Raw genomic sequence first — 22,639 nt, forward strand, 5'->3', positions numbered from 1 at the left:
TTTCCTTTCTGCCACAGCGTCCTGTCCGCTGCTTTCTGTGCCGCCATACCCGTTCATTTGTTAATATCCGTAGATATCATAGATTTCATCCGTGTATACACCCTGTTCCTTATAAACGATCAGCGGCTTTTCCACCGTCAGTCTCGATCTGCCGCCGCGGCTTCCCTCCAGCAGAACCATGTTCGGCTCCTTGTCCACGTACGGATAGACCAGCTGCATCCGCTTGGGTTCAATGCCGCAGGCAACCATCTTGCTCATAATCTCCGCAAGCCGGAACGGACGGTGTACCATGTAAAATCTCCCGCCCGGCACAAGCAGCTTCGCCGACTCCCGCAGAATATCGTCCAGGGTACACAGAACCTCATGGCGTGCAATCGCTTTTGCCTCCGAGCCGGAACTGATTCCGTGCTGTCCGATCATATACGGCGGATTGGTGGTGACAATATCAAAAGAAGATGCCCCGAATATTCCCGAGGCATCTTTGATATCGCCTGTCACAACCCGGATCTTTTCTTCCAGGTGATTATATAATACGCTTCTTCTCGCCATATCCGCGCTCTCTTCCTGAATCTCCAGCGCGGTAAAATCTTCTGCCTCCGTCTTTGCCTCCATTAAGATCGGGATAATCCCGGTGCCCGTCCCCAGATCAAGCACACGCTCTCCCCGTCTGGCACGCGCGAATCCCGACAACAGCACGGCATCCATACCGAAACAGAATCTCGCCGGATCCTGAATGATATAGTAGCCGTTCCGGTGCAGTTCATCCAGACGCTCGTTTTCATGGACAAGATTATTTGGTGTCATCAATCTTGGATTTTCCTCCCTTATCCTCAAGCGCAGACAATTCCTTCAGCTCCTTTGCAGAAAGCTTTATATTTTCCTTTCTGCGGCGCGGACGGAACTTCAGCTCGTCCACCGGATAGTCCCGGAGTTCTTTTTCATCGTCCACCTCTACCAGTACCTTCACCATCTGGCGGAGCACATTGACCGAAGACACTTCTCCTTTCAGTCCGTCCACCGTCGTCACGCGGTCGCCGATACCCGGAAGTCTGCTGTTGAGATACTCGTAGGTCTCTTCCTCATTCTTCAGGCAGCACATCAGTCTTCCGCACACACCCGAGATCTTGGTCGGATTCAAAGAAAGATTCTGCTCTTTTGCCATCTTGATGGAAACCGGCGCAAATTCCGAGAGATAGGTGTTGCAGCACAGCGCACGTCCGCAGATACCGATTCCGCCCATGATCTTTGTCTCATCGCGCACACCGATCTGGCGAAGCTCGATTCTGGTGCGGAATACCGCTGCGAGGTCTTTTACCAGCTCACGGAAATCGATTCTTCCGTCCGCCGTGAAGTAAAACAACAGCTTATTATTGTCAAACGTGTATTCCGCCTCGACAAGCTTCATATCGAGCTTGTGCTTGGCAATCTTCTCAAGACAGATGCGGAAAGCATCCTTCTCTTTTTCCCGGTTCTTCGCAACCGTCTTCTCGTCCGCCTCCGTCGCAATGCGGATGACCGGTTTTAACGGCTGGATGACATCCTCCTCCGAAACCCCTTTCGGCTCCGTCATGACCGTTCCCATCTCGACACCGCGGGCGGTCTCCACGATTACGTGCATTCCCGCATGGATGTCCAGCTTGCCCGGTTCAAAATAATATATCTTGCCCGCATTCCGAAAGCGGACTCCTACTACTTTTACCATATTTCTAGTTCTCCTTTATTGTCAGCAACAGCAGTTCCATTGTGAGGTCAAAGTTGACGTTGGCATTGAGCCGGATCTGTGCTTTGCGCAGCGCCTCTAAGATCGTCTCGATGCCGCTGTAGGAACTCTTCTCTGCCTGCCGCTTGATGTCGTACACTTCATCCTTGAAGATCAGGCCGTTCACGTCGCCGGTTGCTTTAAACAGCAGCACGTCCCGATACCATACCATCATCAGATCAAAGTAATCATTGATCGAAAGCTTGTATGTAGCGATCTGCTTTACCGCCTCTGTCATCTCATACAGATCGATGTCCCGAAGCCTCTTGATCAGCTGGAGCACCGCGTCCTTTAACTCGTTGAACTCCTCCGAGGACGCAAGCTGAATGGCTTTTCCGACGTTACCCTGCGCGAATGCCACACATACGTCCGCCTGGTAGTCCGGAATCTGATACTTGCGCATCAGATAGCCGCGGATCTTCTCATCCGGCACTGCCTTGATGTTCAATGTGACACAGCGGGATAAGATCGTCGGCAGAAAAGCGGCAGCGTTTGTGGTAAGAAGAATCAGAATCGCGTAGGCAGGCGGCTCCTCAATCGTCTTAAGCAGCGCATTCTGTGCCTGCTCGTTCATCTTCTCGGCTTCATCGATCATATAGATCTTATATCTGCTGCTGTAAGGTTTGATTACTATATCGTTGTTGACCTGGGTACGGATATCATCGACCGAGATCGTATTCGGCTTCTCATGCCGCACATAGATGATGTCCGGCTGGTTCTTCGTCATCGCCTGCTTACAGGAATGACATTCCATACACGGCTCCACGTCGGACGGCTGCGCGGCATTTTTCACCACGTCCTCCAGCTTCTCACACTCGAGTGTCTGGGCAAACGCCTCCGCGAGCATCATTTTGCCGGACTTATCCGGTCCGTTTATGATGTATGCATGTGATACCTTATCCATTGTGACTGCATTCTGCAGATGCTCTATGATCTGCTCATGCCCTAAAATAGCTTTAAATCCTGCCATAGCTTCCCTCGTTTTATGTTAAGTCAGAATATCCAACAGAAGTCCCTGGATCTCCCCGATCTTGCTCAAGATCGTGATGTGATCCTTCTCATCCTTGACCAGTTCCTGTGCAAGTTCGTCCAGGTTGGCATCAATCAGCCGGATCAGTCCGTAGACTCTGTGGCGTCCCTTGCGGTCCAGGAAATTCTCTCTTGAAAACTTATGAGAGCGGTAGACCACTTCATTCATAAAATCACGGATCAGTCCGCGGTACTTTTTCATATCGCGGATGTCCATATGTTCCGCGATCCGGTTCCCCTGAAACGTAATGTCCGATAACAGACTGTCCACCTTCGCCTGAAGCTCTGCATCCGTGATCGCGCTCGCCAGCGTGAACTTGAACGTTCCGTCGCCGGTCTCCGTCGTCACCGTGTCCGGCACCTGCGTCACCATCTGTGCCTGATTCACCTTAATATCCAATCTGCCACCCTCTTTCCCTGATCCGTCAATCATTCTGAGACAATATATAATCGCGGATATTTTCTTCCGTTTGCTTTAAATCATCATTCACAAACCGCATCGTAATCTGTGCGTCCAAAAGCTTTTCTTCTGAAAAATCTGCCGCGTCCGCCAGAAATCTCCGGCACATCTCTTCATAGTGCGGTTCCCGCTGCTGCCGCTCTCTTCCGATCGCGCGCTCCAGCCGGATTCCATCCTCCACTTCAATATATATCGGAACAACACGTTCCTTTCCGAAGTAGTCCCGGAGCTTCCCGTATGCTTCCAGCGTACCGATCAGCAGATAATTCTGCCGCAGATCCTGTATCTGATGGTCATCCACCGTAAAATACTTCCATACTCCCTGCACCGTATCGTATGCCCGGAGTTCAATGACTTTTCCCTGTTCCAGAAGACCGGACAGCTCCTTCTCTCCGCAGAAATAATATTCCACGCCGTCCGTCTCTCCCCGGCGCATCGGCCGCGTCGTGTAGGGAATGATCTTCTTCAGCGAAAGCGCCCCGTCTTCCAGAAGCATCTTATATAATGTATCTTTTCCTGTTGAACTCTTGCCCATCATGCAATAGATTTTTCCCATTCGCTGCACCTTCTAGTATAATATAGTCTTTAAAAATATACAATCTTTATCCGACCGGGGGCAAGATTTCCCTGCCCTTCCACGTTCAGCTTTCTCTCCCGGCACTCTCTGATGTGCCGGATAAACTCTTCCGTGATAACTTCTCCCGGCACGATGAGCGGGATTCCGGGCGGATACAGGTAAACGTAATCCGCCGCCATTTTCCCGACTGCCTCATCAAGCGGCACCTCCCGGTACGGCAGATCCAGCGCCTGATAAATCTGCATCCGGCGCGGATTCTTCCGGTACATGCGCGCCGTAAATCCGGCTTCCGGCACTTCTCCGTCTAATTCCGTCTTCCGGTTCTCTTCAGCGGTCTCGTGGGGCTCCGCCATACGCCGGTTCTTTTCATCAATCTCATGGAGCGCCGTCACAAGCCGCCGCATGCCCTCGTCCGTATCCATAAGGCTTGTCATGCCGAGCACATAGTCCGCCGACACCATCTCCATCTGAAGATGATAATGTCCGAGCAGTTCCTGATGCAGCGCCTCGCCGCCCATGGTGCCCGCATAGATAATCAGCTTGGAATCGTCCCAGTCATACGCTTCTTCCTTGCAGAGGTCTTCCCGCCGCATGACATGCAGCTGCGTAAGGTCCGCCGTATCACGGTAAAATGCATCCAGACGTCTCCGGTATTCCGCAAAAAGTTCTGCCCCCTGCTCACGGATCAGGTCGATGCATGCATCCATTCCCGCCATAAACAGATACGACGGCGAACTCGTCTCATAGACGCCCAGATACCGTGCCACGCGCCCGGGATCAATCCGCGTGCCGTTACAATGCAAAAGCGCCGTCTGTGTAAACGACGGCAGCGTCTTGTGCAGACTCATAATCACGGCGTCCGCCCCAAGGCGCACCGCATTTTCCGGGAATCCGGCTCCGAATCCGAAGTGGGCCCCATGCGCTTCATCGACAATCAGCGCCGCCCCGTGTGCATGACAGCATGCCGCAATCGCCGCGACGTCCGACACGATCCCCTCGTAGGTCGGGGATGTCAGGATCACAACCGCAATATCCGGATGCTTTGTCAGCGCCTCCTCCACCTGCGCCGCGGTAATCTGTCCCTGCAGATCTCCCCGCGTGATTGCCGGATAGAGGAACTCCGCCGCGAGTCCCTGCATGGAAATCGCGTGATAGACCGCTTTGTGGCAGTTCCTTGCCGCCAGTACCTTATCTCCCCGCCGTGCGGCAGCGCAGATGGCGGCAAGCAGTCCGCAGGTGCTCCCGTTTACCAGGTAATACGACCGGTCCGCACCGTAGAGCTTCGCCGCGCGCTCCTCGGCCTCCCTGATAAGCCCTTCGGCATGATGCAGGTTGTCAAATCCGTCAATCTCCGTAATATCGATGGTATACGGATTTGGAAACGAAAGTGCCCGGCGCTTGTGCCCCGGCATATGAAAAGGGTAGACATCCGATTCCCCGTATGAAATTAGCTGTTGATACAAATGCTCTCTCTCCATTATTCCTGTCACTTTCCCCTGTCAATCCATCTTGTTTTGTCCCGTCGATCCGCGCAGCAGAATTTTTGTCACTTGAACATTCCACCGTTTTCCATTATGATATGGGATATATTTATTTAATAGAAATGGCGGAAATTTTTATGAACCACGCACTCATTATCCTGTGCGGCGGCGGAAGCACGCGCATGGGAACCGATAAAGCCCTGCTGCCTTTTGGCGAAGTAAGTCTGCTGGAATACCTTGTGAACAAGTACAAACCGCATTTTTCGCATATTTACTTATCCGTGAAAAAGCCGGGCGAATATACACACCTGTCACTCCCCGTCACAGAAATTGCCGATCTGTACATGAACGCCGGCCCGATGTCCGGCGTATTTTCCGGTCTCTCCATGATGGATGAAGACCAGGCGTTTATTCTGCCGATCGACACCCCTTTTCTGGAACCAGAAGTCGGACTGCAGCTGCTGGAGCATCTGGACGGTTTTGACATCGCCGCGGTATCCGGCACCGAAACGGATCAAAAAGTACCGGCGTCCGCCTACTCCAAAAGCTGCCTGCCATCCATCGGAAAGTGTCTGCTTTTGCACCAGTTCACTTTCGATACGCTGCGCGAGAAATGCAGCGTGTCCTATCTGAAGCGCGAAGAAGCAACCAAAGACTCCGATATTCCGGCAGATCTTCAATTTTCCCATCTGGATACCAGGGACGACTACTATCTGGCGCTCCGACACCTTCACTGCATTTAACTAATCTAAGAACCGCTGCAGATCCGGCATCCAGTCTCCGAAAAAAATTTCGTCCCGGCACAGGGTGCTCCACATCTGCGGAAGGAATTGTTCCAGAACCTGCATGACCTCTGTCCATGCGGGTTCTTTTCTTTTCCGGTGTCTTAAATATTTCTCCCAACGCTTTCTCATGTAGCTGTAATCGCGGTAGGAAAGAATCTCTTTCATCCGCGACTCCTCGGGAAGTAACTGCTGCTTTTTGCAATGTTCGCCGAGCAGTTCCTGAATATGCCTGCCGTCCACTGGCTCCGTCTTTAATATCCCGTAAACCTTATCGTAGACGCTCATATCCGGAAGCAGTTCCATATCCCGGATCAGATAAAAAAGATTCTCCGCGAGAATACTCTCCACCGGATATTCCAGATACGGAATCTGCTTTCCGCCTTCCATAAACGGCATAAAAGTCCGCTTGACCGGAACCAGGCCTTCCTCGGTCAGTTCCGTGACGCGGATATGGATCGGGACCGTCATCTCCTCGAACTCCCCCGCAATCTCCAGATCCACACGGTGATCTCCCGCGCTCGCTCTTCCTTTCCAGGAAATGTCCGGCACCTTTTCCACTTTTAGGATGTACGCGAGCATGACATATCCCATCTTAAGAGACAGTTCCTGCCCCGGAACGATCCCCTCCCGCTTCATAGCGCGTGGATCTGTCACATAGGCAAAATCCAGCGTCAACAGATTTTTCTTCTGGTACTGTTCCACCCCGAGCGCACCGCTGTTTTTCAGCCACAGAAACAGGGAAAACGGCGAATCCTCGATCAGATACATCAGCTCTTCCAGTACATAGCCTGCCAGCAGATTGGAAAACGGAATACCGGTCTCTTCACTTTTTGCTTTCAGTGCAGCTTTTTCTATGATCGTATGTTTCATCTACAGCCATACTCCTATCATCGTCTGTACTTTCTTTACCACTCTGCGTTCCCTTGCGTATTTCATCAACTTTGCAACATCCTTCTTCGGATCACGGATGTACGCTAAAAGCCCTTCTTTGAAAAGCTCGCGCTCCATCTTATCTTCATATTTCAGACACTCGCACATCAGGCGCTCCCGGTCAAAAATTTTCATCTTCGCGCCGCCATAGTCAATCTCCGTCACACCGAGTGTCAGGGTCTCCGGCTCCGCATACAGCGGCACCACCGGCGGAAAATCCAGCTTAAACCGCGACTTGGATGTGTTCTTGTCCACCGACAATTTGTATCCGTAAGGCTTGCGGTCCAGATAGCCGTACGCGTACAATGCGGTCTCCAGATTTAAGACGCAATCAGGAAACAGCCGCGCAATCAGCTCCTCCTCCGAGAAATCACTCAGCCGCACCGCATAGTACCCGTTCTTGATCCGGATCAGATCTCCCTTTTCCACAAAATCCAGAATCCGCCGGTAATCGATCCCCAGTTCATTCAGCTGGCTCTTTTTCACCACACCGCCATTCTGATAGATGAACTCTTTGACACGATCCAGAATGAGTTCCCTCTTTTCGTTAATCACATAAGATTCTGACATATCGTTCCCCGTACCTTTCCTTTTGAGCCTTCCCCTCCTGCTACGCATTTTAGGGAAAGTTCTGTATAACTTCTCCGCTCAATGTATATGTTTGTGGTATTTATTGCTTATTTTTACTATAAAGGATACTCTGCTGTTTGTCAATTTATCGTTTCTGTCGTTTTTCCGGCTGTTCACAGCTCTTGATTTGTCTTATAATGTCATAAAAGACAATTTTTTTGTCGTTTGCAGAAAGGAGTTCTCTATGGAAGCAAAATCACCCTCCCTGCGCAAGAATCCGTCCCGGGAAACCTGCGAGGGAATCATCCGCCGGATCCTGATGACCGAGGTCTTAGAAAAGGGAAAAAACGAGCATTTCCGCACGGCTGCCGATTTCATGAAATATTTTGAGTCTCTATACCCGGCGTCCGACGCTCTGACCAAACAGGTGCAGCGCGCCATCCGCTCTCTGAATATGCCGAAGGATGAACTCGGCTATTTCATTCCGAACAAGACTGCCGAACAGTTAGCGCAGGAGCAGGAGCTTACCTATATTTTCAAAAAAGCAAATGCCGACGTCTGCCGGATGGATGATTACCAGCCTCTGTTTTTAAAAGCGGACGATGCTGTCTCCTCCTACATGCTTTCCCGCATCACGGACTCCCCTCTGTTTCAGGGAAAATATCTGACCGCGCACACTGTGTCAGGCGGCATTCTTTTTTACACAAAGAACCCGAATCAACTTGAAATCCTGCTGAAAAGCTTAATTGTCAGATAATTTATTATCATTTTTTTCGTGTCCATAACGCAAAAAACGACAATATTCAACATGGAATATTGTCGTTTTTTGTTTCTCTATACTATCTTCTATGTCTTCTACGGCGTCTTGACTTGCTTTTTATCTGTCGAAACTGCTCTTTGCGGTTCCTGCGCACTTCCCGGTTGTGCCGGATAATATAATAGTTATCGTAGAACTTCTTTCCGGCAAAGATCAACCCTACTGCAAGCAGGATTCCGGCTACGATAAGCAAAATTGTGCGCGGTCTGATCCGCACCGTAGAGACCGTCTCCTCCTCGGTGTCTGTCTCCTGCTCTACCTCGCTCTGGTTGTCAAAAATATATCCGTCCACAACCGCACCGGTTGTCACTATGTCTGCTTTTCCGACCTGACGTCCCGCATAGGTGTAGGCAAGCGTTCCCACCACGTTCTCGCTGACGTCGTCATACGTGATCTCCGATGCCGCATCGTTAAAGTCGGTCGTCTTCGGAAGAACGATATTGGCATTCGCGTCGATGTCCACAAACGCCTTGTTGTTATTTAAGGCTCCAACTTCCACCGCCTCGGAATCCATGTATCTGGTCTCATTGTCCGCAATATTGAACAACTGGAAATTATCAAATGCATAGTCGAAAAGGTTCCGGCTGTCGGTCCACTGATTCGGCGATTCCGTATGCATCACGACGCATACCAGACTCATGCCGTCCTTCTCGGCGTAAGTGACCAGCGTGCTACGCGCGATATCCGTATATCCCGTCTTTCCTCCGGTACAATACTCATACCGGTACTTGAGCGTCTTGAACGGGTAGAGCATCTCATTGTGATTCTGCAGATCCGTCGGCTCATCATGCTTGTTCGTCGGCGGAATGGTGTAGCGTGCCGTCCCCGTAATAATCCGGAAGGTCTCGTTCTGGTATGCCGCTTTGGCAATCAGCGCCATATCGTGCGCCGTCGTGTAATGGTTCTCGTCAAACAGACCGTGCGGATTGGCAAAATGCGTGTTGGTACATCCCAGCTCCGCCGCTTTTTCGTTCATCATGTCCACAAAATGCTCCACCGTACCGCCGACATGCTCCGCCACTGCGTAGGCACATTCATTTGCCGAATTCAGCATAACCGCGTACAGGCATTGCTCCATCGTCATCTGCTCCCCGTAATCGCGGTAGATTCCGGACCCCTCAGTATTGTTGATCGCATCATCAGAAAATGTGACGACCTCATTCAGATCGGAATTCTCCAGCGCGAGAAGCGTCGTCATGATTTTCGTGATACTTGCCGGATAATTCCGCTCATCGCTGTTTTTTTCGTACAGAACCGTCCCCGTCGACATCTCCATCAGTATCACGGACGGTGACTGTACTTCCGGTCCTTCCGGCCAGTAATCTGCCGCCTGCACCACCTGCGGCTTTATCTGTAAAAAGTATAGTAAACTTAAGGCGACACATGCCGCCTTTTTCCACACATTCGCTCTTCGCATTGCTTATAACTCCATTCTATCCAGAAATCCTGTCCATTTCTTCCATATATATCCGGAACATAACTAGTATCAGTATAATCGCAGAAAAAAATACATGCAACAATTTTTCTGGCAAAAGCTCTTTTTTTATCCACAGATTTATTGTAGAATATCTTGTATGTCCACAATTATAGGACTTCCCGACATTTATTAAGATTTTCTTATGAGAGGCAGGAACAATATGAGACTTAGAAATATACCAGGTGCAGACGCCGCCATCACAGAGAGCGTCTACTGCATCAAAAGCCCCGAGACGCACAAAGGCCATTGGCAGGAGATTTTTCCGTCACAGCAGCCGCTTCACATTGAGATCGGTATGGGAAAGGGCCGCTTCATGATGGATCTTGCCGCAGCGCATCCCGACATCAATTATCTGGGAATCGAGCGCTACTCCAGCGTCCTGCTGCGCGCCCTGCAGAAAATGGAAGAGAATCCGCTCCCGAACCTGTTTTTCATCTGCATGGACGCCGCCGATGTCGCTGAGGTATTCGATCACGGAGAGGTAGACCGGATCTACTTAAACTTTTCCGATCCGTGGCCGAAGGACAGACACGCCAAGCGCCGTCTCACCTCCCGTCAGTTCTTCGCGCGCTACGATGAGGTTCTCGCGCCGGAGGGACATCTGGAGTTCAAGACCGACAATCAGGATCTTTTTACCTTTTCCCTGGAGGAGATCCCGGAAGCCGGCTGGCATCTGGACGCCTCCACCAGAGATCTGCATCACGATCCGGTGCTCAATGAAGGCAATATCATGACGGAGTACGAGGAGAAGTTCTCCTCCCTCGGCAATCCGATCTGCAAGCTGATCGCTTCCAGATAAAAAACACCCGCAGTCTGGATTTTTCTCGATCCGCCTGCGGGTGTTTTTTGTGTTCTATTTTCTTTTATTCTTTGATCCGGAACTGGTTGACATTGTCGCTTAAATTTTCTGCAATATCCACGAGGTTTTTCGTCTGCGCATTGCAGTCCGTGACGATGCCGCTTAACTCCGTCATGGAAGCCGACGTCTCCTCGGTACTTGCCGCATTCTCCTGTGCAATCGCTGCCAGGCTCTCCATGCTGCTCATAACATCATTCTTCGCCGTGTTGACTGTCTCGATCTCACGCCGGATATTGTCAATCGCAACTACCACATTGCCGACCTCCGTATTCAGTCCGTCGAATGCCTCTCTGGTGGTCGAAAGCTTCTCGTTCTGCTCATTGATCTCATCCAGCACACCGTTCATCGTCTCGACGCTCTTGTTAGAGTTCTTAATCAGTTCTTCCACAATATCACCGATCTTCTTCGCGGAGTCACTGGACTGATCCGCAAGCTGACGGATCTCATCCGCCACCACAGCAAATCCTTTTCCATGCTCTCCCGCACGCGCAGCCTCGATGCTCGCATTCAGGGACAACAGATTGGTCTGGCTTGCAATATCTGTGATCATCTGGATCGCGCTGCCGATCTCCATGACAGACTGGTTCGTCCTGTCTGTCTGACGGTTGACCTCATCCACCGATTCTCTGGTGCGGTCGCTGATCTCCACCAGATCTTTGATCGTGCCGTCGAGCTTATGATTCTGCTCTTTCATCTCCTCCGTGCTGCCCGTGAGATTTTCCACGTTCTTTGTCGTCTCGGCAATGGCTTCGTTCATGTCGCTGATCTGCTCATTGACCTTCTGCATCTCGCCCGCCTGATTCGTCGCTCCGTTCGCAATGTCCTCCATCGCTGTATTCACATTATGAATGGACTCATTGATCGTCGTAAAGCTGTTCTGGAACCTGGCGCTGAAATCATCCAGCGACTTTGCGGATGTCCGGATGTTTTTTACAATCATGGCCAGTCCGCCAATAAGTGAATACAGCGCACGCGCAATATTTCCGATCTCGTCCGAGCGGCTCGTCATGCGGTCGCTGATCCTGCTGTCCAGATTTCCCTCCGCAACATCGTCCAGATGATCGATCATCGACATCATTGCCTTCACAATCTTCATCATCACAATTGCCAGAAAGATACATGCAAAGATTGCAAGCACTACCATAAATATTATATTTTTTTTCAATCGGTCATTGTAGATTTCGTGAACGGAAGTAGACGCCATACCGGTAAACACCAGACCCGCCATGGAACCGTCACTGTTGTACAATCCCTCATAATATCCGTAATATTTCTGACCATCAATCACATTATCGGACACAAAATAACTACCCTTTTCTTTCACAGTCTGATACACATCTGCTGCTATCTCCGTCCCGGTCTCACGGCTGCCGTCCTGTCTCACAAGGCTAGTCGCCATCCGGGTCGTATTCCAGCTGAGCGTAACATCGAGTCCGGTATTCTCCTTAAAAGCATCCAGCACATCCTGATGTTCCGAGATATTGTAATCTCCCTTGTACAGCTGGTCTCCGTCCACATTCCAGTCGCCGCTGCTTATAACGGACAAGGTCTGATTGACTGCATAAATCGATGTCTTCAATTCATGCTGCATCAGTTTATCAGACACAGAAACGCCAACCGCCCGGATTGCCAGCCCTGCAAAAGTCACAAGAATCAGTAGCGGTATGATTGCCGTGATCAGAATCTTCATCATCAGATTCAGACCTTTTTTCCTTTGCACCTCAATATTCTTTTGTTCCATCTGCCTCTCTCCCCTTCATATAGTATCTGTTTTTTATATCGTCAGGCTTTTCCTTCTGTTAAATAGGATACACTCTTTTTTTAAAAAATTTTAATGATATGTATTATAAATACAAAAAAAGCACCAACCCCACAGTCAATGCTGTAAAATCGGTACCTTTCAATGCGCCACCAGGGGTTCGAACCCTGGACACCCTGATTAAGAGTCAGGTGCTCTGCCAGCTGAGCTAGTGGCGCTTATTTTGTATCTCGTGTTCTGTATCACCCGAGCACGAAAATTATTATATAACAGAAATTTTAGAAATGCAACATTTTTTTTAAAAAACTTCAATTTTTTTTTTCAATTGTGTTATTTTATAGATAGAATGGCATAGATCAAGGAGGTTTCTTATGCAAGTTGAACAGCGATTATTGAAATATGTGTCCTATTGGACGACATCGGATGAGAATAACATGACAGACGGCAAGGTACAAATTCCGTCTACCGGGCGTCAGTTTGATCTCGGAAAGGTACTAGAGCAGGAATTACGGGATCTCGGCCTTAAAAATGTGGTTCTGACCGACCACTGCTATGTGTACGGTCTGCTTCCGGCGACTGCAGGCTGTGAGGGACGCAAGGCCGTCGGTTTTATCTCACATATGGATACCGCACCGGACTACTCCGGCAAGGACGTCAAACCACAGATCATTCCGGATTATGACGGCGGTGACATCCGTTTAAACGGTACTGGGGCAATGTTAAAGGTTTCTGATTTTCCAACGCTGAAGGATTTGAAGGGAAGAACCCTGATTACCACCGACGGCACGACACTGCTCGGCGCGGATGACAAGGCCGGTGTGGCAGAAATCATCACAGCGCTCGAAGAGATCATTTCTTCCGGAATGCCTCACGGAGATATCTGGGTGGGATTTACCCCGGACGAAGAAATCGGCTGCGGTGCAGATTTATTTGACCTAGATTATTTTAAGGCTGCTTTTGCCTACACGGTAGACGGCGATTACGAGGGCGAAGTCGCCTATGAGAATTTCAACGCCGCGAGCGCAAAATTTTCCATTAAAGGCGTCAATGTGCATCCGGGCGAGGCAAAGGATATTATGGTAAATGCCGCTCTTGTGGCGTGCGATATCCAGTCGCAGCTTCCGCCGGAGGAGACACCAGCGCACACCGAGGGCAGACAGGGCTTCTATCATCTGACCGACATGAAGGGTGATGTCGCTTTTGCAGAACTTTCCTATATCGTGCGTGACCACGACAGGGCTTCTTTTGAATCACGCCTGAACAGACTCCGCACACTGGAAGTGGAGATCAACCAGAAATACGGCACCGGAACCGTCTCTCTTACCATCACGGATTCCTACTCCAATATGCTTGAGATCATCGAACAGCATCCTTATGTTGTGGATATCGCAAAAAAGGCAATCTCGATGACCGGTCTCACACCGCTCTCCCGCCCGGTCCGCGGCGGTACAGACGGCGCCAGATTAAGCTTTATGGGGCTTCCATGCCCGAATCTTGGCACCGGCGGCTACGGCTTCCACGGTCCGTATGAGCATATCAGCGTGGAGGGCATGCAGACAGCAGTCTCCGTCATCAAGAATATCGTGACGATCGTCGCGGAGTCTGATCTGTAAGATTACGGAAAGAATTGCCGCATAGATTCCCGTAATAGGAAGTTCCGGGATATATAAATAAGTATTATCGTTTCAGATACAAAAATAGCGTGGAAGAAATTCCCACATTTTACTTCAGAGAATCTTCCACGCTCATTTTTTATTCTGAAACTGCTAATAACTTCATTGCTTATCCCGGAACCTGCTCTTACATTTTTGCAATCAATGCGGCAATTTCTTCCGGAGTCATAAGCTTGTGTGGATCGGAAAAATCCATCGGTGCAGCTTCCTCTGCCTTTGTCTCAGGCTCTTTCTGCGGCTTGGCCACCTTCGGCTCGTCCGGTATTTCGTTCTCCGGCGCGGCTACTGGCTCTGGCTCGTCCGATGCTTCATTCTCCGGTGCGGCTTCCTCTTTCAGATCTGCTCCAAGATCGAGACTTTCTCCTCCGAGATCGGAGCCATCTGCTCCTAAATCTAAGCTATCCACTCCGAGATCAAGGTTCTCCGTTCCAAGGTCAAGGTTCTCTGCTCCAAGATCGAGACTATCTGCTCCTAAATCTAAGCTATCCACTCCGAGATCAAGGTTCTCTGTTCCAAGGTCAAGGTTCTCTGCTCCAAGATCGAGACTATCTGCTCCTAAATCAAGGCTGTCTCCTCCGAGGTCTAAGCTGTCTGCCCCAAGATCAAGTCCGCCTGCTCCGGCATCTAAGTTATCTGCTCCTAGGTCAAGGTTCTCTGTCCCGAGATCAAGACCGTCCACTCCAAGGTCTAAGCTGTCTCCTCCGAAATCGAGATCATCTGCTCCAAAATCGAAACTGTCTATCGCCGCACTCTCTGCCTCAGCCTCATTCTGATCGTCTGTGGCAGCTGCCGCATCTTCCTCTTCCACAATCGCGTCGGAATCTACGATCGGTTCCTCATACTCTTCCATCACCGGGGTGTCATCCGTCACCGTCTCTGCATCTACAACCGGCAGTTCCTCCTCCGGTGTATCCGGCATGCTAAAATCCGCTTCCGGCTCCATGACCGCTTCCGGCTGCGGCTCCATGACCTCTTCCGGCTGTGGTTCCATGACCAGCTCCGGCTCCGCTTTCATAACCGGCTCTGATTCTGTCAGCTCCGGCTCCATGTCTGGCTCCGGCTTCTGCGCTGCTGCAGCTGCCGTGCTTTCTGCAATTTTACTCTCCAGCGCCGCATTCTGGCTTACCAGTTCGTCCATCCGGCTCTCAATAGCGGCAAGCGTCTGCGCCTTTTCCTCTGCAACCGTCTCCTTCACTGCCTGAAGTCCCTCGGTAATCTCCTTAAGCCCTGCGGTAACCTCCTTTAATTCCTCGGCAAATTCCTGCTGCTTTAAGACGAGTTCCTTAACGGAATCATCCATCATGTTCTGCTGCTTTCCGGCAAACTGCTCGAATCCAGCATCCATGCTCTCCTTTAACTGTAAGAGATTGTCCACTACGCGGTCGTTGGAATTCATAAGTGCATCTGCATTTTCCTTGCTTCTGGTAATGGTCACCTTGGCGATCGCCTTCTGCGCTGTGATAATCTCCTCGCCCGGCTCCCTGGTATTGCGGTCAACCGCCTCCAGCTGCTCCGAGATTTTCTTCAGCATCAGATACGACGCCTTTTCTCCGCGAAGCATCCTCTCATATTCGTCTTTTGCCTGCTCTCCGCTCTTATGTATCTCCTTTAATAAGGCAGCAATAAATACATAAGTACAGGCGAGAATTGCTGCTCCCAGAATAATCTGCACCAGATATACCCGGGGCAGGTTGACGATAAAATACATTTCAATCAACAGCAGCACCGTTGCTCCCAGCAAAAAGACCGGTGCAAGCGGCATACCCTTTTTCTCGCGTGGCTGATTCTCTTTCTTATCCATAGTGTGTCCTCCGTGGCTTTCCTGTCCATCCCTGGCAACAGGCATTGTATAGTGTTATATTATCACAGAACGCAAAAAACATAAACGGAATTTCTTGTTATTTTATGCTACAGATTTTATAATATATTTCGGACTTATTTTCACATTTTTTATACCTTTACGACAGATATGGAGATTATAGCATGAACGAAACCTCTTCCAAGAACGAAATCACATCCGGTATCATCTGGAAACAGCTTCTTTTATTTTTCTTTCCTATTTTACTGGGTTCTTTTTTTCAACAGCTTTACAACACGATCGACGCCGTCATTGTGGGACGCTTTGTCGGGAAAAATGCACTTGCCGCGGTCGCCGGTTCCTCCGGAATGGTCATCAACCTGCTGGTCAACTTTTTTACCGGGCTGACTGCCGGTGCTTCCGTCATCGTCTCCCAGTTCTTCGGATCCGGGGACCGCAAAAAGGTGGACGACAGTATTCATACGATCTATGCCTTCTCCATCATCGGCAGCGTCATCATGACACTGATCGGCATCACTGCTGCCCCGGCGCTTCTTCGACTGATGAATACGCCGGAAGAACTGATGAGTGACTCCATCCTCTACCTGCGCATCTATTTTGCCGGCATTTTCTTCGTGTTTATTTACAATACCGGAGCCGGACTGCTGCGCGCGCTGGGAGATTCCAGACGTCCGCTGTACTGTCTGATGATCTGCTGCGTCATCAATATTGTTCTCGACCTGCTCCTGATCGTCGGGCTGGGACTCGGTGTTGCCGGTGCGGCGATCGCCACGCTTCTCTCGCAGGGGATCAGCGCCGTAATCGTTACCGTTTTTCTGATGCGCCAGAAAGATCTCTGCGATTTTTCCTTAAAAGACATCCGTATCCACCCGAGACTTCTCAAATCAGAGCTGCTTTTGGGACTGCCGGGTGGATTTCAGTATGCCATGTACAGCATTTCCAACATGATTATCCAGTCCGCGCTCAACAAATTCGGAACCGACACGGTTGCCGCATGGGCGGCTTACGGAAAACTGGACGCGATCGTCTGGATGGTCAGCGGTGCTTTCGGTATTGCCATCACAACTTTCGTCGGTCAGAACTACGGCGCCGGGAAGTATGACCGCGTCAGAAAAAGTATCCGCGTGTGCATCGGCATGGACTTTGCTGCCGCCATCCTTCTGATGCTGGTGCTCGTATGCTTCCGCATTCCGCTCTTCCACATTTTTGTGACCGATGAAAATGTCGTGGAGATCGGACTGAAAATGATGGCGACCATGGCTCCGTTTTACTGGCTGTTCGTCTTTACCGAGGTCTTCTCCGGTGCGCTGCGCGGCATGGGCGACGTCGTCGTTCCGATGCTCATCACAACCGGCGGTATCTGCCTGTTCCGTGTGGTATGGATTTTCGGAGTGGTCGCCCTCTTCCCGACGCTCACCGTAACGCTCCTCAATTATCCGGTGTCCTGGGTTTTGACGTCCGTTCTGTTTCTGTTTTACTATCATTTCCGGATGAAGAAGCTGACCGCGCACTGATTGCTCCGGCATCTCTTACTTCTCTCTGCTTTTTGCGAAGCTGACCGGGCGGCATGCCGTAGGCTTCCTTAAAGCTGCGCAGAAACACCTTATAGTTGGTAATTCCATTTTTATTCATTAAATAAGTAATACTCTCGTCCGTCTGCAGCAGATCACTGTGAAAATACTGCAGGCGGATTTGATTTACATAAGTCAAAAATGTCTGGCCGGTGTACTTTTTAAACAGACGGCAAAAATATTCCGGCGTAAGTGACAGTTCATCTGCCGTCTCTTTTAAAGTAATCGGGTTCGTGTAATTTCTTTTCACATACTGCATGCTCTGCTCGATCCGCTCAAAATCTCTCCTGGAGCGGTGGCGCAGCACATGATCGACCGTGGCCGCATCCTTTGTATACAGCAGATACAGCAGCTTATAAACCGCTGCAAGAAATAGCAGATGCGTACCGTCCGCCGCCTGCTCCTGCAGGCACTTCATTTCTTCCAGCTTCTGTGACATCCGGCAATTCACGGATGCGGTCTCCTCCGAATACGGAACATATTCCCCGAAATGCAGTCCCCGCCAGTCCTCACTGACGCGCTTTAAATGCTCCGGCGGAATCTGCAGCAGATAGTAATGCCCGTCCCCGTGGACATGCGTGTAGTGAATGTCTCTCGGATTGACAACGAGAATATCTCCCTGCTGCAGTTCATACGACGTCTCATTGATGTACGCTGTCATTGCCCCGTGCTGCATACAGATCATTTCCAGATGCTCATGCCAGTGTGCCGGCAGCAATTCATTGGACGCGTCGACCTGTGTAAAATAAAGCTGCATCAGCCCGTCATCGGATATAATCTCATGTTCCCCCTGCTGCACTCCCGCTCCCTCTCTTTCCTGCTCTCTCCGTGTTTTCACATGCACGGGCTTCTCTTTCTCCCATCATACCTTCAGAAGGAAAAAATATCAATATCGACCTATATTTCTGCCAAAATTCGATCTATAACAAACGGAATTATCTGCTTATAATACGAGCATAGACAATGTTCCATACTGAAAAATATCAAAATAATATCAGGCGTATGCCGGAAAAGAGGTCAAAATGAAGAAATGGACCAGAGTGATGTATCAGCCAAACCGTCCATTAAAAGAGGGCTGTTACGTGACTGCTTCCAAAGAACACATCGCACTTTCCAGGGAAGCTGCAGCAGAGGGTATGGTTCTCTTAAAGAACGAGCACAATCTGCTGCCGTTAAAAGCAGGCAGCCGGATTGCACTCTTTGGAAAAGGCAGTTTTGATTATGTCAAGGGAGGCGGCGGCAGCGGCGATGTGACCGTATCGTATGTGCACAATCTCTACGATGGCTTTCAGATGCTCCACGATGCCGTCTCCCTCTACGAGCCGCTGTGCGATTTCTACCGCGCCAATGTGAACGAACAGTACGATCAGGGTTCCGTTCCCGGCATGACGACAGAGCCGGCGCTCTCCGCCGAGCTTCTCGCCGGCGCCAGCGCCTATACCGACACGGCTGTGATCGTATTGAGCCGTTTTTCCGGAGAAGGCTGGGACCGCTCCAGCATCGAATACAACGGGGAATACAATCCGTGGGAGACAGAGACCAGCATGCCGAAAATCTCCGGAGAGATCTTCCCGGACGGCGACTTCTATCTCACAAAGGAAGAATCCGCCATGATCGCGCAGGTAAAGCAGCATTTTTCCAGAATTGCAGTCGTCCTGAATATCGGCGGCATCATCGATACCTCCTGGATCAAAAATGACGATCAGATCTCCTCCGCGCTCATCGCATGGCAGGGCGGCATGGAGGGCGGACTTGCCATGGCGGAACTGCTGTGTGGAAAGGTATCCCCGTCCGGCAAGCTTCCGGACACCTTCGCCGCTTCCGTGAACGACTATCCTTCCACCGCGAATTTCCACGAATCGGTTGACTACGTGGACTATACCGAGGATATCTATGTGGGTTACCGCTATTTTGAGACTTTTGGGGATGCGGCAAAACGCGTATGCTACCCGTTCGGATTCGGACTTTCCTACACACAGTTCTCCCTTGTGGTGCAGAGTGTGACCGAAACCGAGCAGGCCATTCGCGCTTTTGTCCTTGTCACAAATACCGGAGATTACAGCGGAAAAGAAGTCGTGCAGATGTATTACAGTGCGCCGCAGGGACTTTTGCAGAAACCGGCGCGCGAACTCTCCGCTTTTTGCAAGACAAGAACGCTCCTCCCGGGCGAAAGCCAGCTTCTGACGCTCGAGACAGCAAAGGATTCCATGGCTTCCTACGATGATCTGGGAAAAATTTTCAAATCCTCCTACATACTGGAAAAGGGAGACTATCATTTTTACATCGGAACTTCCGTCCGGGATGTCATTGCGCTGGATTATGTCATGACGCTTAACGCCAACCTGCTGGTAGAACAGCTTTCCTCCAAAGCCGCACCTACAAGCTTGAAGAAGCGTCTGCTCGCAGACGGAAGCTACGAAGAGCTTCCGCAGGGAACTGCCAACGATCCGAATGCCTGTGTTTTTGAAAAAATGGTACCGGGCACCGAGGAGGCTCTCGCCCCGGCAACACGCGGACGCGGCTCCTACCTTCTGCTGAATTTCTATAAGGAAAACGCGCATCCGCTGATCGACGTTTACGAGGGAAAGATTTCCCTGGATGAATTTACCGCCCAGCTCGATAATGATGACCTAATTCATCTGCTCGGCGGTCAGCCGAATACCTCTGTCGCGAATACCTACGGCTACGGCAATCTTCCGGAATACGGCGTTCCAAACATCATGACCGCCGACGGTCCTGCCGGTCTGCGCATCACCCCGCAGTGTGAGGTCTGCACAACGGCATGGCCATGCGCCACACTGCTCGCCTCCACCTGGAATCCTGCCCTGGTTGAGCAGGTCGGAACCGCAGGCGCAGAGGAAGTAAAAGAGAACAACATCGCCGTATGGCTGACACCGGCGGTCAACATTCACCGCAATCCTCTCTGCGGAAGAAATTTTGAATACTATTCGGAAGATCCGCTGCTCACCGGCAAAATGGGCGCAGCCATGGTGCGCGGCATTCAGTCGCAGCACATCGGCGCAGCCGTGAAGCATTTTGCATGCAACAACAAGGAGACCAACCGCAAGCACAGCGACTCCCGCGTCTCCGAGCGCGCACTCCGCGAGATCTACTTAAAGGCATTTGAAATCATCGTGAAGGAAGCCGATCCGTGGGTCATCATGTCCGCTTACAATATGATCAACGGCCACCGCGCTTCGGAAAATCACGATCTGCTCGAAGGCATCCTGCGTGACGAGTGGCATTTTCACGGAATGGTAACCTCCGACTGGTGGACGAGAGGAGAACATTACAAAGAGATCAAAGCCGGAAATGATGTGAAAATGGCGTGCGGTTTCCCGGAACGCGTGAAAAAGGCGATGGAACTCGGTGCTCTCGATCGAAGCGATCTGGAGCGCTGTGCCAAGCGCGTACTTGATCTGATTTTAAAGATCGATTAGAAAACTCATTCTTCTTGCTGTAGATAAAAAGGTGGAAGCCTCCCACAGAGACTTCCGCCTTTTTGCTTTTCGACTATAGATATTTTCCGATATGGATTCAACCGCAGCAGCTCCTGCTTCCTCCTCGCCTCTCTGGAAGTTTTTGTTGCAGTCAATCCGTGCAGTTCCATTGGCAGCTGCAGCTACTTCTTCGTTTCTGCAGAATCCATACAACCGTTGCAGGATGCAGCGATTCTATCATCCGGCCACGATTTTCTAAGCGCCGCATAGGAAATCAGGAAGTTTGCCAACCAGCCCGCCGGTACGGCAAGCCAGACAAATGCAATACCAAAGCGCGGTGCAAAAATCAAAGCAACCGACAGACGGATCGCAAGGTTTACCATATTAGCTATAAGAAATGGACGCATGATTCCAAGTCCACGCAAAACTCCATCCGTTGCCATTTTAATACCCATGAAAATAAAGAAATAGCCAAGCCATCTCATGTAATCCCCGGATACCTGATATGCGAAAGCAGTTCCGTCTTTTCCCAGAAATAAGGAAGAAATCTGGGTGTGCAGTGTTTCAATAATTATAAAAGCCAGAACTGCAAAGCACAGATCTAACACCAGTGCAGCGTGATAACCTTTTTTAATACGCCCGATTTTCTGAGCACCAAGATTCTGGGACACATACGGCGAAACTGCATTGCCAATGGACACAAATATCAGTGAGAAAACATTCTCTACTCTCATTGTTGCCGAATAACCTGCGAGTGCCTGTGTACCAAATGGGTTTACAACTGCCTGCACGATCATCATGCCTATTGATACTGTGGACTGCTGGAGAACTGACGGTATGGCAATCCGGAGCATATAATGTAACTCCTGTCCGTCAAACCAGTGAAATGGACTCTTATATTGGCGCATCCGGTAAAAAAAGATCACGAATGAAAATACCGCAGAAATGCCCTGTGCGATCAAAGTTGCAAGGGCTGCACCAAATACACCCAATCCAAGTCCTGCCACCATCCAAAGATCCATAATAATATTCAAAACAGAAGAAAATATCAGCAGACCCAACGGAATCTTTGATTCCCCGATTGAGGTGAACATCGTCGAAAGGATATTGTACATAAATAAAAACGGAAATCCCACAAAATATACCCGCAGATACAGTACAGCTTCCTCCAGTATGTCAGTGGGCGTTTGTAAAAGGCTCATCATCGGATGGGAAAAACGAAAGCCGAATACACCAAGAAGTATGCTTAGGATCAGAAAGCTGATCAAAGATGTCGACACAATCGTTTTCATTTTGCCGTAATCTCTGGCACCAAAATAGCGGCTCACCAGTACGCCTGCACCGACACCGGCACCAAGTGCCACACAAATAAACACATTCGTAAGTGCCGCGCATGCACCGACAGCCGCAAGTGCAGACGAACCAACATACTGGCCGACAATAATGGAATCCGCCATATTATAAACCTGTTGGAAAAAGCTGCCCAGAATCATAGGCATTGCAAAAACAGTCAACGCTTTGAGCGGGGCATCTGTGATCAGGTATTCATCTTTTGACATTATCTTATTTCTCCTAAATTCCTGCTTTTATCTGGGATTTCTGCCACGATTTATTCCAGCGTCAATACATCGGC

General features: G+C 50.2%; 19 protein-coding genes and 1 tRNA gene. 6 read left to right on the top strand and 14 right to left on the bottom strand.

Annotation, left to right across the window (positions count from 1 at the left end):
- Nucleotides 1-60: 60 nt before the first annotated feature.
- From RHOM_RS16190 to RHOM_RS16215, 6 genes are read right to left on the bottom strand one after another with little or no spacing between them, the layout of a single operon-like run.
- Nucleotides 61-804: a tRNA1(Val) (adenine(37)-N6)-methyltransferase gene (locus RHOM_RS16190; protein WP_014081310.1), complete on the bottom strand. Its 744-nt coding sequence runs from the start codon at nt 802-804 to the stop codon at nt 61-63.
- Nucleotides 791-1,702 (bottom strand): PSP1 domain-containing protein, encoded by a 912-nt coding sequence (locus tag RHOM_RS16195; protein ID WP_014081311.1) that lies wholly within the window; start codon nt 1,700-1,702, stop codon nt 791-793. Before RHOM_RS16195 ends, RHOM_RS16190 begins: the two co-directional genes overlap by 14 nt.
- A 4-nt stretch (nt 1,703-1,706) precedes the next feature.
- Complete coding sequence (locus RHOM_RS16200) at nt 1,707-2,729, bottom strand: DNA polymerase III subunit (protein ID WP_014081312.1); 1,023 nt, start codon at nt 2,727-2,729, stop codon at nt 1,707-1,709.
- A gap of 18 nt (nt 2,730-2,747) precedes the next feature.
- Nucleotides 2,748-3,188: a YaaR family protein gene (locus tag RHOM_RS16205; protein ID WP_014081313.1), complete on the bottom strand. Its 441-nt coding sequence runs from the start codon at nt 3,186-3,188 to the stop codon at nt 2,748-2,750.
- A gap of 25 nt (nt 3,189-3,213) precedes the next feature.
- Nucleotides 3,214-3,804, bottom strand: a complete 591-nt coding sequence (locus RHOM_RS16210) for a nucleoside/nucleotide kinase family protein (RefSeq protein ID WP_014081314.1) — start codon at nt 3,802-3,804, stop codon at nt 3,214-3,216.
- Between the two features lie 29 nt (nt 3,805-3,833).
- Nucleotides 3,834-5,288 carry an aminotransferase class I/II-fold pyridoxal phosphate-dependent enzyme gene (locus tag RHOM_RS16215; RefSeq protein ID WP_242823150.1) on the bottom strand — a complete coding sequence of 485 codons (1,455 nt, stop codon included), beginning with the start codon at nt 5,286-5,288 and terminating at the stop codon, nt 3,834-3,836.
- Between the two features lie 155 nt (nt 5,289-5,443).
- Between RHOM_RS16215 and mobA the strand changes: the two genes are divergently transcribed.
- Complete coding sequence (gene mobA, locus RHOM_RS16220) at nt 5,444-6,049, top strand: molybdenum cofactor guanylyltransferase (RefSeq protein ID WP_044025112.1); 606 nt, start codon at nt 5,444-5,446, stop codon at nt 6,047-6,049.
- Here the strand turns inward: mobA and RHOM_RS16225 are convergent, their stop codons facing one another.
- Together RHOM_RS16225 and RHOM_RS16230 are read right to left on the bottom strand one after the other, a co-directional pair.
- Nucleotides 6,050-6,961, bottom strand: coding sequence for a hypothetical protein (locus tag RHOM_RS16225; protein WP_014081317.1), 912 nt, complete (start codon nt 6,959-6,961; stop codon nt 6,050-6,052).
- Nucleotides 6,962-7,591, bottom strand: coding sequence for a type IV toxin-antitoxin system AbiEi family antitoxin domain-containing protein (locus tag RHOM_RS16230; protein ID WP_014081318.1), 630 nt, complete (start codon nt 7,589-7,591; stop codon nt 6,962-6,964).
- Nucleotides 7,592-7,835: 244 nt separating this feature from the next.
- Here RHOM_RS16230 and RHOM_RS16235 point away from each other — a divergent pair, with 244 nt between their 5' ends.
- A complete protein-coding gene (locus RHOM_RS16235) occupies nt 7,836-8,348 on the top strand; it encodes a hypothetical protein (RefSeq protein ID WP_014081319.1) in 513 nt (170 codons plus the stop codon).
- Nucleotides 8,349-8,430: 82 nt separating this feature from the next.
- Here RHOM_RS16235 and RHOM_RS16240 read toward each other — a convergent pair whose 3' ends face one another.
- On the bottom strand, nt 8,431-9,825 hold the full coding sequence (locus tag RHOM_RS16240; RefSeq protein WP_014081320.1) for a D-alanyl-D-alanine carboxypeptidase family protein: 1,395 nt from the start codon (nt 9,823-9,825) through the stop codon (nt 8,431-8,433).
- 220 nt (nt 9,826-10,045) lie between these two features.
- Here RHOM_RS16240 and trmB point away from each other — a divergent pair, with 220 nt between their 5' ends.
- Nucleotides 10,046-10,684 carry a tRNA (guanosine(46)-N7)-methyltransferase TrmB gene (gene trmB / locus RHOM_RS16245; protein ID WP_014081321.1) on the top strand — a complete coding sequence of 213 codons (639 nt, stop codon included), beginning with the start codon at nt 10,046-10,048 and terminating at the stop codon, nt 10,682-10,684.
- A 64-nt stretch (nt 10,685-10,748) separates the two neighbouring features.
- On the opposite strand, the gene RHOM_RS16650 is transcribed toward trmB, so the two are convergent.
- Entirely contained in the window at nt 10,749-12,485 is a 1,737-nt protein-coding gene (locus tag RHOM_RS16650; protein ID WP_014081322.1) for a methyl-accepting chemotaxis protein, read from the bottom strand.
- A gap of 163 nt (nt 12,486-12,648) precedes the next feature.
- A tRNA-Lys gene (locus tag RHOM_RS16255) sits at nt 12,649-12,721 on the bottom strand.
- Nucleotides 12,722-12,874: 153 nt separating this feature from the next.
- Between RHOM_RS16255 and pepT the strand changes: the two genes are divergently transcribed.
- Nucleotides 12,875-14,116 carry a peptidase T gene (pepT, locus tag RHOM_RS16260; RefSeq protein ID WP_014081323.1) on the top strand — a complete coding sequence of 414 codons (1,242 nt, stop codon included), beginning with the start codon at nt 12,875-12,877 and terminating at the stop codon, nt 14,114-14,116.
- A gap of 187 nt (nt 14,117-14,303) precedes the next feature.
- Here the strand turns inward: pepT and RHOM_RS16655 are convergent, their stop codons facing one another.
- The gene (locus RHOM_RS16655; RefSeq protein ID WP_014081324.1) at nt 14,304-15,977 is read right to left on the bottom strand and encodes a calcium-binding protein; all 1,674 of its coding nucleotides are present in this window, start codon (nt 15,975-15,977) and stop codon (nt 14,304-14,306) included.
- A 182-nt stretch (nt 15,978-16,159) separates the two neighbouring features.
- Here RHOM_RS16655 and RHOM_RS16270 point away from each other — a divergent pair, with 182 nt between their 5' ends.
- Entirely contained in the window at nt 16,160-17,509 is a 1,350-nt protein-coding gene (locus RHOM_RS16270; RefSeq protein ID WP_014081325.1) for an MATE family efflux transporter, read from the top strand.
- Here the strand turns inward: RHOM_RS16270 and RHOM_RS16660 are convergent.
- Nucleotides 17,424-18,404, bottom strand: a complete 981-nt coding sequence (locus RHOM_RS16660) for a helix-turn-helix transcriptional regulator (protein WP_143761761.1) — start codon at nt 18,402-18,404, stop codon at nt 17,424-17,426. The genes RHOM_RS16270 and RHOM_RS16660 overlap by 86 nt on opposite strands.
- A 184-nt stretch (nt 18,405-18,588) precedes the next feature.
- On the opposite strand from RHOM_RS16660, the gene RHOM_RS16280 reads away from it, so the two are divergent.
- Complete coding sequence (locus RHOM_RS16280) at nt 18,589-21,006, top strand: glycoside hydrolase family 3 protein (protein WP_014081327.1); 2,418 nt, start codon at nt 18,589-18,591, stop codon at nt 21,004-21,006.
- A 182-nt stretch (nt 21,007-21,188) separates the two neighbouring features.
- Here the strand turns inward: RHOM_RS16280 and RHOM_RS16285 are convergent, their stop codons facing one another.
- Complete coding sequence (locus tag RHOM_RS16285; protein ID WP_014081328.1) at nt 21,189-22,565, bottom strand: MATE family efflux transporter; 1,377 nt, start codon at nt 22,563-22,565, stop codon at nt 21,189-21,191.
- Nucleotides 22,566-22,639 lie beyond the last annotated feature (74 nt).

The organism is Roseburia hominis A2-183 (assembly GCF_000225345.1).
In the GTDB taxonomy this organism is placed as follows: Bacteria; Bacillota; Clostridia; order Lachnospirales; family Lachnospiraceae; genus Roseburia; species Roseburia hominis.

What these genes read in the sequence shown, in the direction of transcription:
- RHOM_RS16190 (WP_014081310.1), bottom strand. Translation starts at nt 804, where the DNA reads ATGACACCAAATAATCTTGTCCATGAAAACGAGCGTCTGGATGAACTG.
- RHOM_RS16195 (WP_014081311.1), bottom strand. Translation starts at nt 1,702, where the DNA reads ATGGTAAAAGTAGTAGGAGTCCGCTTTCGGAATGCGGGCAAGATATAT.
- RHOM_RS16200 (WP_014081312.1), bottom strand. Translation starts at nt 2,729, where the DNA reads ATGGCAGGATTTAAAGCTATTTTAGGGCATGAGCAGATCATAGAGCAT.
- RHOM_RS16210 (WP_014081314.1), bottom strand. Translation starts at nt 3,804, where the DNA reads ATGGGAAAAATCTATTGCATGATGGGCAAGAGTTCAACAGGAAAAGAT.
- mobA (WP_044025112.1), top strand. Translation starts at nt 5,444, where the DNA reads ATGAACCACGCACTCATTATCCTGTGCGGCGGCGGAAGCACGCGCATG.
- RHOM_RS16225 (WP_014081317.1), bottom strand. Translation starts at nt 6,961, where the DNA reads ATGAAACATACGATCATAGAAAAAGCTGCACTGAAAGCAAAAAGTGAA.
- RHOM_RS16230 (WP_014081318.1), bottom strand. Translation starts at nt 7,591, where the DNA reads ATGTCAGAATCTTATGTGATTAACGAAAAGAGGGAACTCATTCTGGAT.
- RHOM_RS16235 (WP_014081319.1), top strand. Translation starts at nt 7,836, where the DNA reads ATGGAAGCAAAATCACCCTCCCTGCGCAAGAATCCGTCCCGGGAAACC.
- RHOM_RS16240 (WP_014081320.1), bottom strand. Translation starts at nt 9,825, where the DNA reads ATGCGAAGAGCGAATGTGTGGAAAAAGGCGGCATGTGTCGCCTTAAGT.
- trmB (WP_014081321.1), top strand. Translation starts at nt 10,046, where the DNA reads ATGAGACTTAGAAATATACCAGGTGCAGACGCCGCCATCACAGAGAGC.
- RHOM_RS16650 (WP_014081322.1), bottom strand. Translation starts at nt 12,485, where the DNA reads ATGGAACAAAAGAATATTGAGGTGCAAAGGAAAAAAGGTCTGAATCTG.
- pepT (WP_014081323.1), top strand. Translation starts at nt 12,875, where the DNA reads ATGCAAGTTGAACAGCGATTATTGAAATATGTGTCCTATTGGACGACA.
- RHOM_RS16655 (WP_014081324.1), bottom strand. Translation starts at nt 15,977, where the DNA reads ATGGATAAGAAAGAGAATCAGCCACGCGAGAAAAAGGGTATGCCGCTT.
- RHOM_RS16270 (WP_014081325.1), top strand. Translation starts at nt 16,160, where the DNA reads ATGAACGAAACCTCTTCCAAGAACGAAATCACATCCGGTATCATCTGG.
- RHOM_RS16280 (WP_014081327.1), top strand. Translation starts at nt 18,589, where the DNA reads ATGAAGAAATGGACCAGAGTGATGTATCAGCCAAACCGTCCATTAAAA.
- RHOM_RS16285 (WP_014081328.1), bottom strand. Translation starts at nt 22,565, where the DNA reads ATGTCAAAAGATGAATACCTGATCACAGATGCCCCGCTCAAAGCGTTG.